Genomic DNA, 16,081 nt, shown 5'->3' with positions numbered 1-16,081 from the left:
ATAATTAACCTAACGGTTATTACACATAGCGTTCTTTTTTAAGGAATAAAATAACATTAACTAGGATTCATGTCTACAGCAGAAATCAATTTACATGCTGCATTAAAAAAGTACTTTGGGTTTAGTCAATTCAAAGGTTTACAGGAAGATGTTGTTCAAAGTATTTTGTCAAAGGAAGACACCTTTGTCATCATGCCTACCGGTGGTGGTAAGTCGCTTTGTTACCAACTCCCGGCGCTTATGCAGGAAGGAACTGCAATAGTGGTATCGCCACTTATTGCTTTGATGAAAAACCAAGTAGATGCCATTCGCAGTGTATCTGACAATGATGGTATTGCTCATGTCTTAAATTCCTCGCTTACCAAAACTGAGGTAAAACGTGTTAAGGAAGACATAACAAGCGGTATTACAAAATTACTTTATGTAGCGCCAGAATCTCTTACTAAAGAAGATAATGTGGAATTCTTGCGCTCGGTAACCATTTCTTTTATGGCGATTGATGAAGCTCACTGTATTAGTGAATGGGGACATGATTTCCGTCCGGAATACCGCAATTTAAGGCAGATTATTCAACGTATTGGAGACGATATTCCAATCATTGCCCTTACAGCGACGGCAACTCCAAAAGTACAAGAAGACATTCTTAAAAACCTTGGAATTCCCAATGCCAGAACCTTTAAGGCCTCATTTAACAGACCCAACCTATACTACGAGGTACGTCCAAAAACAAAAAATGTAGATGCCGACATTATTAGGTTTGTAAAGCAAAACTCAGGGAAATCGGGAATTATTTATTGCTTGAGCCGTAAACGTGTAGAAGAGTTAGCTCAAGTACTTCAAGTGAATGGCATTAAAGCGGTTCCTTATCATGCTGGACTGGATGCCAAATCAAGAGCTAACCATCAGGATATGTTCCTTATGGAAGACATTGATGTAGTTGTTGCTACAATTGCATTTGGTATGGGTATTGACAAACCAGATGTTCGCTTTGTAATTCATCACGATATTCCAAAAAGTATAGAAAGCTACTATCAGGAAACAGGTCGTGCTGGACGTGATGGAGGTGAAGGGCATTGCCTGGCATTCTATTCCTATAAAGATATAGAAAAACTAGAAAAATTCATGTCTGGGAAACCTGTAGCGGAGCAAGAAATCGGTCATGCTTTGCTACAAGAAGTTGTGGCATATGCAGAAACCTCTATTTCCAGACGTAAATTCATCCTACATTATTTTGGTGAGGAATTCGACAACCAAACTGGAGAAGGCGGTGACATGGACGATAATATGCGTCACCCTAAAAAACAACATGAAGCTAAGGATGATGTTGTTCTGTTGCTTCAAACGGTTTCTGACACAAATGAAAAGTATAAGTCCAAAGAGTTGGTAAATGTACTTATTGGGAAATCTAATGCCATGATTAAATCCCATAAAACAGACGAACAGCCTTTCTTTGGCAAAGGAAAGTATCAGGACGACAAATATTGGATGGCACTAATTCGCCAATCCCTTGTTGCTGGTCTTTTAAAAAAGGATATTGAAACCTATGGTGTCATTAAGTTAAGTGAGACAGGAAATACATATATTAAGTCTCCGAAATCCTTTATGATGACAGAAGATCATGCATTTGATGAAACCCATGATGATGGAATTATTACAGCCGCTAAAGGTGGTACTGCAGTAGCCGATGCTACACTTATGAATATGCTCAAGGAACTGCGTAAGAAAAATGCAAAAAAACTTGGTGTGCCTCCATTCGTAATCTTCCAAGATCCTTCTCTTGAGGATATGGCTCTAAAATACCCTATAAATATTGATGAATTGAGCAATGTTCATGGCGTTGGTGATGGAAAAGCTAAAAAATACGGTAAGGATTTTGTAAACCTAATAGCGAAGTATGTTGAAGATAACGACATTATAAGGCCAGACGATATGGTAGTAAAATCAACTGGAACAAACTCCGCCCTTAAACTTTACATTATTCAGAACATAGATCGTAAGCTACCTTTAGATGATATTGCATCTGCAAAGGGAATGGAAATGAACGATTTTATCAAAGAAATGGAAGCTATCGTATACTCTGGAACAAAGCTTAACATAGACTACTGGATAGACGATATCTTAGACGAAGATCAACAAGAAGAAATTCACGACTACTTTATGGAATCGGAAACCGATAAAATTTCCGATGCCATTGAAGAGTTTGACGGTGATTACGATGACGAGGAATTACGCCTATACAGAATTAAGTTCATTAGCGAAGTTGCTAACTAAAGCATAAGGAGACCAGTTGGTCTCCTTTTTTATTTCCTTCTCTTCAAAGTCCATTCAAAACCAAAACGTGACACCTCCACTCCATCTCTATTTACTCCTACGGAATGTAACCAAATTGATTCGCCTTCCCCTCCTTGCTTAACACGATCAATCACAGCATCTATCAAGTCACCTTCTTTGCAAGTAAAAGTAATTCTTCCAACAGCTTTTTTGACAAACACTGCCTGATTACTGGCCACTAGCATAGAAATAGGCGCACCGCTTTTCTTAATTTTACTCATAACCAAAGCGCCGGTTGTTAATTCGGCTGCCATACCTTGTACAGCCCAAAACATCGATTTAAAAGGGTTCTGATTAATCCATCTGTATTTAACCCCAGCCTCACACCGTTTACCATCAATATGTTTTACACGAATTCCACACAAAAACGCAGATGGCAGCTTAAAGGCTAAAAACATATTTAGTTTTCTTGGAGAAATGATCATATTCATTGTATTTCAAACACTAAAATATTGAAAATAAAGCACTTTAAAAATGTTAAAATTTTATTAATTTACACTACTATGTTTTGCATAATACCTTTTTTTAACCATATATTTGTATAAGAAATTACTATATCAATCAAAACCATGACTTCCAAACAACACAAAAACATCGCAACACTAATTCACCTGTCTACATTTAGCAGGTTTATCTTACCACTGGGAAACTTTTTGGGACCGCTGCTTTTATGGGCTACCAACAAGGAGAAATCCAATTTTGTAGACAATCATGGAAAACAAGCTCTAAACTTCCAATTGAGTATCCTTTTTTACACATTAGTTATTGGGATACTAAGTATACCTTTTTTCATTTTTAAACTGTTTAAAGGATTTCATTTAGACTTTTTCCATTCCCATAACTGGCACTTTAGTTTTCACGAAGCCTCACCGCTACTTGTTTTTGGAGGGCTGTTGGGGTTCTTTGCCATAATAGCATTTATTCTGGAATTGGTTTTTATCATAAAGGCGAGCATCAAAGCTAAAGATGGCGAACCGTACAATTATCCGTTGACAATAAATTTCATCAAATAAACAATAAACAATCATCAATCAATCAATCAATCAATCAATCAATCAATCAATCAAAAAATGAACAGTGTATCGCACTTAAATCTATTTAGAACATGAAAATAGAAAACACAAAAGCACAAATGCGTAAGGGAGTTTTGGAATACTGCATCCTCTCCATCTTAAAAGATGAAGATGCCTATGTTGCAGAGATTCTCGACACCCTAAAAGACGCAAAAATGCTGGTGGTTGAAGGAACAATTTATCCCTTGCTCACAAGACTTAAAAATGCAGGTCTACTGAACTACCGCTGGGAAGAATCAACTTCCGGACCACCACGAAAGTACTATGGCCTTACCGAAACCGGTAAACTATTTCTTAACGAATTAAACACCACTTGGAACGATCTGCAACATGCAGTTAACTTAGTAACCAGTCAAAAAAACAAAAAAAATGAATAAAACAGTCAACATAAATTTAGCAGGTATCTTTTTCCATATCGATGAAGATGCATACTTAAAGTTACAGCGCTATCTTGAGGCTATAAAACGTTCATTTACTGATTCTCAAGGACAATCGGAAATTATCTCTGATATAGAAGCCCGTATCGCTGAGCTTTTTACTGAGCGCATGAAACACGACAAACAGGTAATTAGCACCAAGGAAGTAGACGAGGTTATTGCCATAATGGGACAACCAGAGGATTACCTTGTTGACGACGAAATCTTTGAAGATGAACCAAGAACCTCATCAAGACCAACCAAGAAACTGTTCCGTGACACCGACAACTCATACATTGGTGGAGTATCGTCTGGTCTGGGACACTATTTGGGTATCGATGCTATCTGGGTTCGCTTGCTTTGGATCTTACTTACCCTAGGTTCTGGAGGAACATTTATACTGATTTATATCTTGTTCTGGATATTGGTTCCCGAAGCAGTTACTACTGCCGACAAACTTACCATGAGAGGTGAGCCCGTGAACATCAGTAACATTGAAAAAAAAATTAAAGACGGGTTTGATTCAGTCTCAGAAACCGTAAAAAGCGTTGATTACGACAAATACGGACAAAAAATTAAAACTGGTTCAAAGTCTTTTTTTGATACTGTAGGCGATATTTTCATGTCCCTACTTAAGGTATTTGCCAAAGTAGTTGGTTTATTCCTAATATTGATTGGAGCCGGAGCTCTTTTAGCTTTACTAATTTCTTTTATTACAGTTGGAGTTGCAGGAATGTCGCATTTGCCTGGTTTCCATTTTGTGGAAGCAGCCAATGCAGCAAACGTTCCTATTTGGTTGATTTCTATGTTAGTCTTTTTTACTATTGGCATTCCGTTTTTCTTTATCCTTTACTTAGGGCTTAAGATTCTAATAAACAACTTAAAGTCCATAGGTAATATTGCCAAGTTTACCCTATTAGGGCTTTGGTTAGTATCTATCATAGGATTATTTATCATTGGGGTGAAACAGTTTAACGAACATGCTTTTGATGCTTCAGTAAACAAAACAGAAATACTTCCCGTACATACTGGGGATACCTTAAGGCTACAAATGAAAGGAAACCCTAATTATAGCAAGAGCATCTACAGAGGTCATGATAATTATAAAGTGGTTTTTAATGAAAGCGACGAAAAGCTTATTTACACTTCAGATGTACGACTAATTGTTCGCTCTACAAAAGACTCTGTTGCTTCTTTACTTATCGAAAAATCGGCTGAAGGCAATAGCTATCAATCGGCTAGAGAACGTGCCCAAAACATAGATTATACGTTTGATTTGGACCTTCCGTTTACTTCAAACACCAAAACATTACACTTAAACAGTTATGTAACAGTACCGTTTAAAGATAAGTTTAGAGATCAAAAGGTAGATATTATACTTTATTTACCTGAAGGCACGATACTTTTTGCTGATGAAAACACCTATTCCTTCCACAGAAACTCTAGTCATTACAATGACATTTTAGAAAACGGCATGGAAGAGCACTATTTACTTATTAAAGATGATAATGTTAAATGTTTGGATTGCATCAATACTGAGTTTGATGTAAATATTAACATTAAGAAAAAAGAAAACGGATCTGGGATAAAAATCAATGATAATGGCATTGAAATCCAAAGTGAGGAAGGTAACCTTACAATTGATGAAAATGGCATTAAAGGGGAAAGCGATAATGTAAAGGTTAACATAGATGAAGATGGAATTGATATCAGTTCTGAAAAAGACGAATAACATTTCATCCATAAGACTTTACAGTTTGGTCAACTTAATTATTAAACAAACTACACAAGCATCAACTTTGTAATTAATCAAAATCGAACAGTTATGACAACACTAACCAAAATTATTGTAACTACTATGATGGGGCTTCTTTTAGCATCTTGTCATTTCAATATCAATACAGGTATAGATGGCAACGGGAATGTCCTCACCGAAAGCCGCGACCTAAATACACCTTTCTCTTCCATAAAGGCTAGCGATGGCTTGGCTGTATATCTTACCCAAGGCAATGAGGAAAAGGTAACCATTCAGGCAGACGAAAACCTGCACGACCTCATCAAAGTAGAAGTTGAGGGCAGTGAGCTTAAAATTTACTCAAAAGAGAATATTGGTCGTGCCGAAATCAAAAAAGTAATGGTTACCTATAAAACCATTGACAAAATAACTTCCACAAGCGGAAGTGATATTTACGTTACTAATATTATAAATGCAGACAATTTAGAGCTACGAAGCAGTAGCGGTAGCGATATGGAGCTAGAAGTTATTGCAAACACTTTGAACTGCAAATCATCTAGTGGTAGCGAAATAGAAATTTCTGGAAAAGCCGAAAAACTATATGCCGAAGCTTCCAGTGGCAGCGAAATAGACGCTCCCAACCTAAGTATTATTAACGGTCAGGCAAAAGCAACTAGCGGTGCTGACATAACCATTAATGTTTCCCAAGAACTAATGGCTACAGCTACTAGTGGTGGTAATATCACCTATATGGGCTCTCCTGAGAAAGTACATAAAAACGATGGTATGGCTGGAAATATTAACCAAAGATAATTCACAAAATAACCAACAAAAAATCCCTCGCTACAACGAGGGATTTTTTATATAAATAACAATTCTTTTAACTATTCAATTTCAACTGGAGCTTCTTTTGCCGCTAAGTAGCGTTCAGCATCCAATGCCGCCATACACCCAGTACCTGCAGCTGTAATTGCCTGTCTGTATACGTGGTCTGCCGCGTCTCCACTTACAAACACACCTTCAACATTGGTTTTCGATGTTCCTGGAACATTGATAATATATCCGGTTTCGTCAAGCTTTAAATAATCCTTAAAGATATCTGTATTTGGTTTGTGACCAATAGCTACGAAGAAACCAGTTGCTGGAATTTCTGTAATCTCACCAGTAACGTTGTTCTTAACCTTTACAGCAGTAACAACTTGTCCATCTCCTACAACCTCTTCCGTTTCGGTATTAAACAAGATATCAATGTTTTTGGTATTGCGCACTCTAGCTTCCATAATCTTAGACGCTCTAAACTCATCACGTCTTACCAACATGGTTACTTTTGTACATAAGTTAGATAAGTAGTGTGCTTCCTCACAGGCAGAATCCCCTGCTCCAACAATCACCACTTCTTGATTTCTATAGAAGAATCCGTCACATACCGCACAGGCAGAAACACCTCCACCCAATTTCAAGTACTTTTGTTCAGATTCCAATCCTAAATATTTTGCAGATGCTCCAGTAGCAATAATCACTGTATCGGCATGGATTTCGTTTTCTTCGTTAATCCAAACTTTATGAACCTCTCCAGAAAAGTCAACTTTTGTAGCCCATCCATCTCTAATATCAGTTCCAAAACGCTTAGCTTGGTTTTGTAATTGAATCATCATCTCAGGACCTGTAATACCATCTGGATAACCAGGGAAATTTTCAACATCATTAGTTGTTGTTAACTGTCCTCCAGGCTGAGTTCCTTGGTATAATACGGGAGACATATTAGCACGAGCTGCATATATTGCTGCAGTATAACCTGCAGGACCAGACCCTATAATTAAGCACTTTACACGTTCTATTGTATCAGACATAGCATTTCTTTTTTTTAATCAAAACAAAAGTAGTTTTTTTGATTAAAAGCTTTCATACAATTTATCAAAAGTTATTATCACAGTATAACAACGTCTTATCATATTAGGTTAAGAGATTTTCTCCTACTTAAAAAGCTTTTTTAGCAACATGAGTGAACCAAATTTACCAGCATAGCCTAAAACGGTTTCTATCCACCCCAAAGGTTTAAGATCTTCCTTGAATTCCATCTTCAACCCTTTGAGCTCCTCCAAAACTATTTTTCGTTCCAGATTCAACCGTTTAAGGTCGTGTTCTATTTCTTCTTGCGAACGATACTGTTTCATATTTTAATTAAAAAACTTTAAGGACATTATCGAAATAATTTTATGGTCTATAACATGCCTTAGCATGTAAACCAATAAAGCAATAACAACAAACAAAAACCCAACAATTAAGCACCCCAAAGCCATATTACCTAGATAATATCCTATGGCTATTGCAAGGGCTATTGCTGCAAAGACAAATCCAATAAAAATTAGCGCTCCTATAAGTAGCATTTTACTGATTAAACTCACCGAGATAGTGAGTTGTTGGAATGCTTTTAATTTATAGTATCGCTCAGTAGTCTTGATATAGATTTCGCTATACTCAAAAGCTTTATTGGAAGTATCTTTTATAGACTCAAAAACATTCATTGGTTATGCTTTTTGATACCTTTTATTTTTAGCCTTTAGATCGCTTAATTTTTTCTCGAGGGCAGTTATCAGGTCATCAGCCTTGTAACTGGCATTTGAAACAAGATCTTCCAATTGATGTTCTAATGACTCCTTTTTAGATGAAACTGTTGAAGCTGCTCTATCCTTTACATTCTTCGCGGTATCATGAATTTTATCTTTTACTGCATGAGCTTCGTCTGCAATACGTTGTCTAGTATTGACTCCCTTATCTGGTGCAAACAAAATCCCTAAAGTCACTCCTATTGCAGTTCCTGCCAAAAGTCCCAACAAAGTGTTTGTGCTATTACTCATAATTAATCCATTTTTATGTTATAATTGATTTTAACTCACTAGACATGAGCCTTTAACAAATTTAACCAAACTAATATCACAATATAAACACAATCGCAATAATTTGATTTAAAGCAACTTATATCGACAAACAACCATATCGTTCCATTTTCCAACAGGAAGAAAGTAAAGCCTAACACTAATTAATCAATAATTACCTCACATTTAACATATTAGGGTGTATTTTTTTGTAACTTGTAAAAGCTATTTAATGTATTAAACCTCCCTCATCATGAAAACTTCTATACTTCTTTCTTTATTATTGATATACATAACCGGCTGTCAGAACAACAGTAAATCGCAAACCTTTGCCGAGAACAATACCCCACAGCCAACCATCATAAAAAATCATTCACTTAAAGGATCATGGGAACTAGTAAGCTGGTATAACTATCAGGACAATAAAATAGTAGACACTTTTCTTATTGATAATCATCACCGACAAATTAAAATGTATACCGATACCCGAGTGATGTGGAGTAAACAAGTTCCAACAGATTCCACAGAGTGGTATGGCTTTGGCGCCTATACTGTAACCGACGGCAGTTTAACAGAAACCTTAGAGTATGGATCAGCCTCAATGAATGAGATTATTAAGAGTAAAGAAGCCTTTAGTTATGAACTTATTCTCGACGAAAACAAATACAGTCAAATAGAATTGGATAGCGCAGGAAACCGACTGTATTCAGAAAATTACAAACGTATTGACTAAGAAGAATTACCTTTTAAAAAAGAAAACCCCGGCTTTTGGCCGGGGTTTTCTTTTTAACTTATATATAGATTAAATGATTTCAACTAACTCTAAGTCGAAAACCAAATCTTGACCAGCCAATGGATGGTTACCATCAATCACAATGTGATCTTCGTGTACCTCAGCAATTTTAAACTGACGCTCAGAACCATCTGGGTTTTGCGATACAAGCCCCATACCTACTTCTGGCTTAATCTCCTGTGGCAATTGAGCACGCTCTACCTTATGGAACATTTCTTTTTGAACGTCTCCGTAAGCTTGGTCCATTGGGATGTTTACAGTTTTCTTTTCGTTTACTTCCATGCCAATGATAGCGTTTTCAAACCCAGGAATTAACATGCCTTGTCCGAGGGTTGCTTCTAAAGGTTCTCTGTTTTCCGAACTGTCAAATACTTGTCCGTTCGTTAATTTTCCAGTGTAATGAACCTTAACGGTATCATTTGCTTTTACTTGACTCATAAATGTTTTGATTTTGTTATTCGTAAATCTTCCACAAAACTACCACTTACAAACTCGAATACAGCACCATAAACATAAAACTTTGGTGAATTAAGAAAACTTTAATGGTTTTAAAACAACCTTATCGACTCTTCTTTACAATTCAAGTATTAATGAGTCTAGTAAAAAAGAAACAGCCTCCAAATAATTCTCATAGGCAAGAGAGATATACAATAAGATATATCCAATGAATCATTGAACAACTACTAACTTTTCTGGGCTATTACTACAATGGTTATTGCAAAACGTGACTTCAAACTGTATAAATCAACTTAAATAATATCTTCAATTAATCAATAGAAAAACCTCAGTGGATCTGCAAATACTTACTAGACTTTAAGTTAAGCTAAGCGACCATTTTTATTATTAACATACTTAAATATGCTTTAAAGACCCTTTAAATTTTTTAAAATTATGGATAACATTTTAAACCTTTGATTGGCCGTGATTTTAAAAGGTTTATCTGCAGGAATGATCATTGAGCCATTACCGTCCAAATAATCAGAAACATTATCAATAACAACTTCTGCTCTTCCTTCCAATACTTTTATATAAGTAGGAAACGATATTGGTTTCGGTTTGTATACTTCCCCATAGTCAACAGCTATAGCAACAATATCATCTTCCTTTTCATTTAATATGTGTTTTACAACAATTACGTTGGAAATGTATTCCAACTTATCCTGAATATTAAAACCTATTAGCCTTTCTATTTCGTGGTTTTTCATTAGATGTTATTTTAAGTACTTGTGGCTTAAATAGTAGCTCAATCTTTTTTATACTTAAACCTGATTTATCGCATCTATTTGGCACAATTATCTAAAGTAAATTTAAAGTACTACTAGTCATTTCCATTTATACATATCTGATTTGTATTTACATATATTACAGATATGCTTTTAAAAAACTAAGAAGTCTTCTTACAGTCATCTTGGTTGCTTTTCAAAATAGCGATAACCTCATTTCTATTTTTATCTAACTTGGTTCCCAATCGCATGAATAAGTCTTTTTCCTTTCCGGTTTCGTACTTTAAATCATAGCTTGTTAACTTTGGATATTTATCTTGAAGAGCCTTGGACTGTTTGTTCCAATCCCCTTGGATTTTAAAAATTTCACTTGAGTTGCCAACTTGTCTACTCTTGTTTTCCATAATATTAAGCATTAATAAGTACTTTATTGTACTCTTACAAAGATGACAATAAGCACTGCTAAAAAATTACATATGTTCACCTCATTGTTACATAAGTCACAGGTTTTCCAAATTCGTTTTTCTCATTTCCCCTATTTTCTTAAAGTATGAAGGTGTATATCCCGTAACTTTTTTAAATTGGTTAGATAGATGTGAAACACTACTATAGTTTAGCCTATAAGATATTTCTGTGATGTTTAATTCATCATAGAGTATGAGTTCTTTTGCTTTTTCTATTTTGTGGTTTATTATAAAATGCTGAATGGTTATCCCTTTAACTTCCGAGAAAATATTGGACAAATACGTATAATCATACCCCAATTTTTCGCTGATATAATCTGAATAATTAACTCTGGGCACTTCTTCAGAATAGTGTATCATTTCTATAATTAGATTCTTTATTTTGTCAATAAGGATACTTTTTCTATCATCCAGTAGTTCCAAACCTGATTTTAATAAATTCGTTTTAAGTTGCTGCTTCTTTTCTTCATCTAAACCCTCTTCAATTTCAATCATCCCAAGTTCAATATTGGCATAACGCAATCCAAGATTTTCCAACTCTGTTTTAACCATGAGTTTACACCTTAAACTCACCATATACTTGATATATAACTTCATGGTTTTATACAAATCGTTATGATATTTGGTTTTCTTAAAGATACAAGGAAAGTTTTTCTTTCTTAAAAACTGTCAATAAAATCGATATATACTTTTTAAGTTACTACATAAACTACTCCCTTCTATGTAAGACACTTAATTCCAAAACATAAGCTTTTATGAATTAAACAGTTAATTATTAGATTTAACCAATTTAAAAGCATTACTTTGCTTCAGTTAGCTAATTTATCATTTAGTCAAGATTTTTATCCTTCCCAGTTTAATTACTTCCTATTTCATTTTTTACCGCTAGCAATTACTTTAATGTCATCATGGGGATAAAATATACTATCCTCCCTCACCTCGCATAATTGCTTGTTTGGATTGCATTCCAGTAACAATTATTAAACACTTAAATTTTATTATTATGAAAGAAGGAACAGTAAAGTTCTTCAACAGAACAAAAGGATTTGGATTCATTACGACATCAGATAACCAAGAGGATATCTTTGTACATGAATCAGGACTAACCGAATCTATTAACGAAAATGACAAGGTTAGATTTTCTACAGAACGAGGACAAAAAGGTCTTAACGCAATTAACGTAGAAGTTATTAAATAAGTAACAAAAATTTAAAGGTCACTAATCACTTAGATTATTGACCTTTTTTTAAAACCATAATTATCATGCTTATAATAGACATTAAACCAGGCGAAAACATAGATCGCGCACTAAAACGATATAAACAAAAAGTTAGAAAAACCAAACAGATTCAAAATATTCGAGCCAATCAATTTTTTACAAAGAAGTCTCAAGAAAGACGTGAAGAAATTGCAAAAGCTAGATATAAAGATGAATACGAGCGCTCTAAGGAAATTTAAGCGCTATGAAAACTGATCTTCACTTAGCTGTTTTAATCGATGGGGATAATATCCCCTCCGGCTATGTTAAGGAATTGCTCGAAGAAATTGCAAAGTACGGTAACCCAACCATAAAAAGAATTTATGGCGATTGGACAAAACCTGATTTAACCAAATGGAAAAACGTGCTTCTCGAAAGTGCTATTACCCCTATTCAGCAATATGGGTATACCACTGGTAAAAACGCTACCGATTCTGCAATGATAATCGATGCCATGGATATTTTATATTCTGGTAAAGTAAAAGGTTTCTGCCTGGTTTCCAGCGATAGCGATTTCACAAAATTGGCCATGCGACTCCGTGAGGCCGGTATGATTGTTTATGGAATTGGCGAAAAGAAAACCCCAAATCCCTTTATTGTTGCCTGCGATAAGTTTATTTATCTGGAAATCCTTAAAAAAGAACCTAAACAAGAAGAAACTGGTTCTTTAAAACTTAAACAGGATAAGAATAAAATTGATAAAATAACCCCAGCAGTTGAGAACTTAATAACCTCTACAATCTCCGATTTGGAAGATGAAGATGGATGGGCGTTTTTGGGAGAGGTAGGAGCCTTGTTGCAAAAAAAGCAACCAAACTTCGACCCCAGAAATTATGGCTTCCAAAAATTAACACCATTAATCAAGTCTATTGGCAAATTGGAAATAGAACCCAGAAAAAACCATAAGGGCAATCAAAAGCTTATTTATGTTAGGATAATTCCTTAACCCCATCTACATGAGACCACTGCATATAAGTAAGCAAATCACCAACAGAGATAATCAGTCCTTAGACAAGTATTTAAATGAAATAAACAAAATAACCCTAATCTCAGCAGAGAGAGAAGTCCAACTGGCAGTCAGAATCAAGGAAGGCGACCAACTCGCTCTAGACGAACTTACCAAAGCCAACCTTAGATTTGTAATATCGGTTGCCAAACAATATCAAAACCAAGGATTATCCTTGCCAGATTTGATAAACGAAGGCAATCTTGGCCTTTTAAAAGCCGCTAGAAGATTTGATGAAACACGTGGCTTTAAGTTTATTTCCTATGCCGTATGGTGGATTAGACAAACCATCGTTCAAGCCTTAACCGAAAATTCGAGGATCGTTAGGCTTCCGCTCAATAAGATAGGGATTCTCAACAAAATCAAACAATCCACAGCTGTTTTTGAACAAGAACACAATCGAGTTCCTTCCTCTGAGGAAATCTCAGATATCATTGAAGTCTCTGTAGCAGAAATAGATCTTTGTAAAAAAAGTTCAGGACATTATGTATCTATGGACGATTCCATATCAGACGACGAAAACCTAAATATGTATAATATTTTAAAAAATGAAGACTCCCCTCCGCCTGACGAATCGCTACTAACCACTTCCCTCAAAATAGATTTAAAATCGGTACTAAACTCTCTATCCCAAAGAGAATCCGAAATAATAACACTTTATTACGGTATTGGTCATGACAACGCAAAAAGTTTAAGCGAAATTGGTGTTATGTTCAATATAACAAGAGAAAGGGTGCGTCAAATAAAAGAAATGGCCATAATTAACATTAAAAACTCTGGAAGGGCCGACATCCTTTTAAAGTATCTGGCCTCGTAAACAAGCTTCCATTCCCCTACCTCCTAAACCCTTTACTGTTAACCGACTAATTCTTTTTTACTGATAATCTGCCAAAACACTTCAATAGGTTTATTAGCTAAAGGTTTTACAGGCTTATTTATTTCATTAGCCTCTATAAAACCATAATCAGCAAAGTCTACCTCTATTGAAGGCCTATCATAAAAAAACAGTTTGGCTTCGTGCTTGATTTCAAACCTATTATTACGAATTTCACGCCCTACTATGTATCGGTTATCGTTTTTCGAAAGGGCTACAAAAACCATATAGCCTCCTGGTTTTAGCTGTGCATAACAATTACTAATAAATTATAAACGTTCATTCTCATTCAACAAATGGATTAAGGCATAACAAAAAATACCATCATATGGCTTATCATCAAAAGGCATATCAACTACAGAACCACAATAAACATTAATATGATTACCATAATGCATCTTGGTTATTTCAATTACGGTTTCCGAAATTTCAATACCGGTCCCTCATACCCATTATCAATAAACTCCTTTGCGTTTCTACCGTATCCGTAATCTGGTATTAAAACATCTTTCAATCCCTTATCTTGAAAATAAGAAGCCGCTCAAATAGCTGAATCTGTAGATTTATCCCCCTACATGGCCTGCTTATCCTTAAAATTCGATTCCCAATATTCTGCCATTTTATTTTAATCTGTATATGTTATACTCTGAAAACTCCTATCCAACACCCAACACTAAACACCATAAATATAAGACATAAAAAAAGCCGAACAGGAACTGTTCGGCTCTTCAGTCGGGGTGGCAGGATTCGAACCTGCGACCTCCTGCTCCCAAAGCAGGCGCGATAACCGGGCTACGCTACACCCCGAAAAGCGGTGCAAATATATAGCTTATTCTTTAAAAACAAAGAATATTTATTTTTAATTTGTAACTTCAAATTGTTGATTGCGCCCTATGAAAATTAACCCTCTCTTTTTCATCCCGATAATCTACTGTGGTTTGTTCGCTTGTGCTCAGGACAAAAACCCTGTTAATACGGAACATACACATGAGATTATCATATCTGGCCTCAGCATCCCTTGGAGTTTTGTGTTTCTCCCTGACGGAGACATATTGGTAGCCGAAAAAGAAGGTCTATTATTAAAATATCATAATGGATTTAAAACTCCAATAAAAAACTTACCACAAATTACAGTTCTTGGTCAAGGTGGATTAATGGATATTGAGCTTCACCCAAACTTTAAAGAAAATGGATGGATCTATTTGGCATATGCTTCTACTGATAAGAATGGGAATGGTGCCAACACAACCATCATGCGTGCCAAGCTTATTGACGATACTTTGATTGACAAACAAGTGCTTTACAAAGCAACTCCAGACACCAGTAAGGGTCAACACTTTGGGTGCCGCATGGTTTTCGACGAAAACAATTACCTCTATTTCAGCATAGGTGATCGAGGTGATCGTGACACCAATCCGCAAGATGTAACTCGGGATGGCGGTAAAATTTACAGAATACACGACGATGGTAAAATCCCTGCCGACAATCCTTTTGTGCATGTACCAAATGCCAAAAAGGCCATTTACACTTACGGACACAGAAACCCGCAAGGATTGGCTTTCAATCCCGTTACCAAGGAACTTTGGGAAAATGAACACGGCCCTAAAGGTGGTGACGAGATCAATATTATAGAACCCAACAATAATTACGGCTGGCCCTTGGCTACATTTGGCAAGAACTATAGTGGCACTACAATTTCAAAATATACCACTCTACCGGGAATGGAGCAACCTATCCATTATTGGAATCCCTCAATAGCACCTTGCGGCATGACTTTCATCACAAGTAATGTTTATCCCAATTGGAAAAACCATTTACTAGTAGGCTCTTTAAAATTTCAATACTTAAACCTAATTACGCTTAAAGCAAATAAAATTGTTAACGAGCAACGTTTAATAGATGGACTTGGTCGTGTACGATCGGTAGAGATAAGTCCTGATGGCTATATTTATGCCGGAGTGGAAAATGTTGGCATCGTTAAAATCATTCCAAAGAAATAATCTTAAATTTGCCCTAACAACAAATTACTCAT

Annotated in this window: 22 protein-coding genes and 1 tRNA gene; 11 read left to right on the top strand and 12 right to left on the bottom strand. The window is 35.7% G+C overall.

Features of this window, described 5'->3' with window-relative positions:
* The first annotated feature begins 69 nt into the window (after positions 1–69).
* A complete protein-coding gene (recQ, locus tag PWU04_RS03335) occupies positions 70–2,271 on the top strand; it encodes a DNA helicase RecQ (RefSeq protein ID WP_274474395.1) in 2,202 nt (733 codons plus the stop codon).
* Between the two features lie 29 nt (positions 2,272–2,300).
* Here recQ and PWU04_RS03330 read toward each other — a convergent pair whose 3' ends face one another.
* Entirely contained in the window at positions 2,301–2,756 is a 456-nt protein-coding gene (locus tag PWU04_RS03330) for a DUF4442 domain-containing protein (RefSeq protein WP_274474394.1), read from the bottom strand.
* A gap of 144 nt (positions 2,757–2,900) precedes the next feature.
* On the opposite strand from PWU04_RS03330, the gene PWU04_RS03325 reads away from it, so the two are divergent.
* From PWU04_RS03325 to PWU04_RS03310, 4 genes are all read left to right on the top strand, one after another.
* Positions 2,901–3,344, top strand: a complete 444-nt coding sequence (locus tag PWU04_RS03325; RefSeq protein ID WP_274474393.1) for a DUF4870 domain-containing protein — start codon at positions 2,901–2,903, stop codon at positions 3,342–3,344.
* 92 nt (positions 3,345–3,436) lie between these two features.
* Positions 3,437–3,781, top strand: coding sequence for a PadR family transcriptional regulator (locus PWU04_RS03320; protein ID WP_274474392.1), 345 nt, complete (start codon positions 3,437–3,439; stop codon positions 3,779–3,781).
* Complete coding sequence (locus tag PWU04_RS03315) at positions 3,774–5,552, top strand: PspC domain-containing protein (protein WP_274474391.1); 1,779 nt, start codon at positions 3,774–3,776, stop codon at positions 5,550–5,552. The genes PWU04_RS03320 and PWU04_RS03315 overlap by 8 nt, the downstream gene beginning before the upstream one ends.
* A 93-nt stretch (positions 5,553–5,645) precedes the next feature.
* Positions 5,646–6,368, top strand: a complete 723-nt coding sequence (locus tag PWU04_RS03310) for a head GIN domain-containing protein (RefSeq protein ID WP_274474390.1) — start codon at positions 5,646–5,648, stop codon at positions 6,366–6,368.
* A gap of 71 nt (positions 6,369–6,439) precedes the next feature.
* Here PWU04_RS03310 and trxB read toward each other — a convergent pair whose 3' ends face one another.
* The 4 genes from trxB to PWU04_RS03290 form a co-directional block, all read right to left on the bottom strand.
* Positions 6,440–7,405, bottom strand: coding sequence for a thioredoxin-disulfide reductase (gene trxB / locus PWU04_RS03305; RefSeq protein WP_274474389.1), 966 nt, complete (start codon positions 7,403–7,405; stop codon positions 6,440–6,442).
* Between the two features lie 123 nt (positions 7,406–7,528).
* The gene (locus PWU04_RS03300; RefSeq protein ID WP_274474388.1) at positions 7,529–7,729 is read right to left on the bottom strand and encodes a hypothetical protein; all 201 of its coding nucleotides are present in this window, start codon (positions 7,727–7,729) and stop codon (positions 7,529–7,531) included.
* Positions 7,730–7,732: 3 nt separating this feature from the next.
* Positions 7,733–8,080: a hypothetical protein gene (locus PWU04_RS03295; protein ID WP_274474387.1), complete on the bottom strand. Its 348-nt coding sequence runs from the start codon at positions 8,078–8,080 to the stop codon at positions 7,733–7,735.
* A gap of 3 nt (positions 8,081–8,083) precedes the next feature.
* On the bottom strand, positions 8,084–8,413 hold the full coding sequence (locus PWU04_RS03290; protein WP_274474386.1) for a YtxH domain-containing protein: 330 nt from the start codon (positions 8,411–8,413) through the stop codon (positions 8,084–8,086).
* Between the two features lie 271 nt (positions 8,414–8,684).
* Here PWU04_RS03290 and PWU04_RS03285 point away from each other — a divergent pair, with 271 nt between their 5' ends.
* Entirely contained in the window at positions 8,685–9,164 is a 480-nt protein-coding gene (locus PWU04_RS03285; RefSeq protein ID WP_274474385.1) for a hypothetical protein, read from the top strand.
* A gap of 69 nt (positions 9,165–9,233) precedes the next feature.
* Here the strand turns inward: PWU04_RS03285 and PWU04_RS03280 are convergent, their stop codons facing one another.
* The 4 genes from PWU04_RS03280 to PWU04_RS03265 form a co-directional block, all read right to left on the bottom strand.
* Complete coding sequence (locus PWU04_RS03280) at positions 9,234–9,662, bottom strand: FKBP-type peptidyl-prolyl cis-trans isomerase (protein ID WP_274474384.1); 429 nt, start codon at positions 9,660–9,662, stop codon at positions 9,234–9,236.
* Positions 9,663–10,087: 425 nt separating this feature from the next.
* Positions 10,088–10,429 carry a cupin domain-containing protein gene (locus PWU04_RS03275; RefSeq protein ID WP_274474383.1) on the bottom strand — a complete coding sequence of 114 codons (342 nt, stop codon included), beginning with the start codon at positions 10,427–10,429 and terminating at the stop codon, positions 10,088–10,090.
* 179 nt (positions 10,430–10,608) lie between these two features.
* The gene (locus tag PWU04_RS03270; protein ID WP_274474382.1) at positions 10,609–10,851 is read right to left on the bottom strand and encodes a hypothetical protein; all 243 of its coding nucleotides are present in this window, start codon (positions 10,849–10,851) and stop codon (positions 10,609–10,611) included.
* A 96-nt stretch (positions 10,852–10,947) separates the two neighbouring features.
* Complete coding sequence (locus PWU04_RS03265) at positions 10,948–11,508, bottom strand: helix-turn-helix domain-containing protein (protein ID WP_274474381.1); 561 nt, start codon at positions 11,506–11,508, stop codon at positions 10,948–10,950.
* Between the two features lie 406 nt (positions 11,509–11,914).
* Here PWU04_RS03265 and PWU04_RS03260 point away from each other — a divergent pair, with 406 nt between their 5' ends.
* The 4 genes from PWU04_RS03260 (at position 11,915) to PWU04_RS03245 (ending at position 13,992) form a co-directional block, all read left to right on the top strand.
* Positions 11,915–12,109, top strand: a complete 195-nt coding sequence (locus PWU04_RS03260) for a cold-shock protein (protein ID WP_274474380.1) — start codon at positions 11,915–11,917, stop codon at positions 12,107–12,109.
* A gap of 65 nt (positions 12,110–12,174) precedes the next feature.
* Positions 12,175–12,369 carry a 30S ribosomal protein S21 gene (gene rpsU / locus PWU04_RS03255; protein ID WP_274474379.1) on the top strand — a complete coding sequence of 65 codons (195 nt, stop codon included), beginning with the start codon at positions 12,175–12,177 and terminating at the stop codon, positions 12,367–12,369.
* Positions 12,370–12,374: 5 nt separating this feature from the next.
* A complete protein-coding gene (locus tag PWU04_RS03250; protein ID WP_274474378.1) occupies positions 12,375–13,115 on the top strand; it encodes an NYN domain-containing protein in 741 nt (246 codons plus the stop codon).
* Positions 13,116–13,125: 10 nt separating this feature from the next.
* Positions 13,126–13,992 (top strand): sigma-70 family RNA polymerase sigma factor, encoded by an 867-nt coding sequence (locus PWU04_RS03245; protein WP_274474377.1) that lies wholly within the window; start codon positions 13,126–13,128, stop codon positions 13,990–13,992.
* A 38-nt stretch (positions 13,993–14,030) separates the two neighbouring features.
* Here the strand turns inward: PWU04_RS03245 and PWU04_RS03240 are convergent, their stop codons facing one another.
* The 3 genes from PWU04_RS03240 to PWU04_RS03235 form a co-directional block, all read right to left on the bottom strand.
* Positions 14,031–14,276 (bottom strand): hypothetical protein, encoded by a 246-nt coding sequence (locus PWU04_RS03240; protein WP_274474376.1) that lies wholly within the window; start codon positions 14,274–14,276, stop codon positions 14,031–14,033.
* Between the two features lie 42 nt (positions 14,277–14,318).
* A complete protein-coding gene (locus PWU04_RS13310) occupies positions 14,319–14,447 on the bottom strand; it encodes a class I SAM-dependent methyltransferase (RefSeq protein WP_406600937.1) in 129 nt (42 codons plus the stop codon).
* A gap of 334 nt (positions 14,448–14,781) precedes the next feature.
* Positions 14,782–14,856, bottom strand: a tRNA-Pro gene (locus tag PWU04_RS03235).
* An 86-nt stretch (positions 14,857–14,942) separates the two neighbouring features.
* On the opposite strand from PWU04_RS03235, the gene PWU04_RS03230 reads away from it, so the two are divergent.
* Entirely contained in the window at positions 14,943–16,049 is a 1,107-nt protein-coding gene (locus PWU04_RS03230; RefSeq protein ID WP_274474375.1) for a PQQ-dependent sugar dehydrogenase, read from the top strand.
* The last annotated feature ends 32 nt before the right edge of the window (positions 16,050–16,081 follow it).

Origin of the sequence: Mangrovimonas aestuarii, assembly GCF_028767185.1 — a bacterium.
Taxonomy (GTDB): Bacteria; Bacteroidota; Bacteroidia; order Flavobacteriales; family Flavobacteriaceae; genus Mangrovimonas_B; species Mangrovimonas_B aestuarii.
Note: the sequence above shows the minus strand (reverse complement) of the source record. Positions and strands in the feature narration are given on the sequence as shown.

Bases quoted from the DNA above. Each gene is read 5' to 3' on its own strand.
- PWU04_RS03275 (WP_274474383.1), bottom strand. From the start codon at position 10,429: ATGAAAAACCACGAAATAGAAAGGCTAATAGGTTTTAATATTCAGGAT.
- rpsU (WP_274474379.1), top strand. From the start codon at position 12,175: ATGCTTATAATAGACATTAAACCAGGCGAAAACATAGATCGCGCACTA.
- PWU04_RS03320 (WP_274474392.1), top strand. From the start codon at position 3,437: ATGAAAATAGAAAACACAAAAGCACAAATGCGTAAGGGAGTTTTGGAA.
- PWU04_RS03245 (WP_274474377.1), top strand. From the start codon at position 13,126: ATGAGACCACTGCATATAAGTAAGCAAATCACCAACAGAGATAATCAG.
- PWU04_RS03260 (WP_274474380.1), top strand. From the start codon at position 11,915: ATGAAAGAAGGAACAGTAAAGTTCTTCAACAGAACAAAAGGATTTGGA.
- PWU04_RS03295 (WP_274474387.1), bottom strand. From the start codon at position 8,080: ATGAATGTTTTTGAGTCTATAAAAGATACTTCCAATAAAGCTTTTGAG.
- PWU04_RS03325 (WP_274474393.1), top strand. From the start codon at position 2,901: ATGACTTCCAAACAACACAAAAACATCGCAACACTAATTCACCTGTCT.
- trxB (WP_274474389.1), bottom strand. From the start codon at position 7,405: ATGTCTGATACAATAGAACGTGTAAAGTGCTTAATTATAGGGTCTGGT.
- PWU04_RS03285 (WP_274474385.1), top strand. From the start codon at position 8,685: ATGAAAACTTCTATACTTCTTTCTTTATTATTGATATACATAACCGGC.
- PWU04_RS03310 (WP_274474390.1), top strand. From the start codon at position 5,646: ATGACAACACTAACCAAAATTATTGTAACTACTATGATGGGGCTTCTT.
- PWU04_RS03280 (WP_274474384.1), bottom strand. From the start codon at position 9,662: ATGAGTCAAGTAAAAGCAAATGATACCGTTAAGGTTCATTACACTGGA.
- PWU04_RS03300 (WP_274474388.1), bottom strand. From the start codon at position 7,729: ATGAAACAGTATCGTTCGCAAGAAGAAATAGAACACGACCTTAAACGG.
- PWU04_RS03270 (WP_274474382.1), bottom strand. From the start codon at position 10,851: ATGGAAAACAAGAGTAGACAAGTTGGCAACTCAAGTGAAATTTTTAAA.
- PWU04_RS03265 (WP_274474381.1), bottom strand. From the start codon at position 11,508: ATGAAGTTATATATCAAGTATATGGTGAGTTTAAGGTGTAAACTCATG.
- PWU04_RS03240 (WP_274474376.1), bottom strand. From the start codon at position 14,276: ATGGTTTTTGTAGCCCTTTCGAAAAACGATAACCGATACATAGTAGGG.
- recQ (WP_274474395.1), top strand. From the start codon at position 70: ATGTCTACAGCAGAAATCAATTTACATGCTGCATTAAAAAAGTACTTT.
- PWU04_RS03315 (WP_274474391.1), top strand. From the start codon at position 3,774: ATGAATAAAACAGTCAACATAAATTTAGCAGGTATCTTTTTCCATATC.
- PWU04_RS03230 (WP_274474375.1), top strand. From the start codon at position 14,943: ATGAAAATTAACCCTCTCTTTTTCATCCCGATAATCTACTGTGGTTTG.
- PWU04_RS13310 (WP_406600937.1), bottom strand. From the start codon at position 14,447: ATGCATTATGGTAATCATATTAATGTTTATTGTGGTTCTGTAGTTGAT.
- PWU04_RS03290 (WP_274474386.1), bottom strand. From the start codon at position 8,413: ATGAGTAATAGCACAAACACTTTGTTGGGACTTTTGGCAGGAACTGCA.
- PWU04_RS03250 (WP_274474378.1), top strand. From the start codon at position 12,375: ATGAAAACTGATCTTCACTTAGCTGTTTTAATCGATGGGGATAATATC.
- PWU04_RS03330 (WP_274474394.1), bottom strand. From the start codon at position 2,756: ATGATCATTTCTCCAAGAAAACTAAATATGTTTTTAGCCTTTAAGCTG.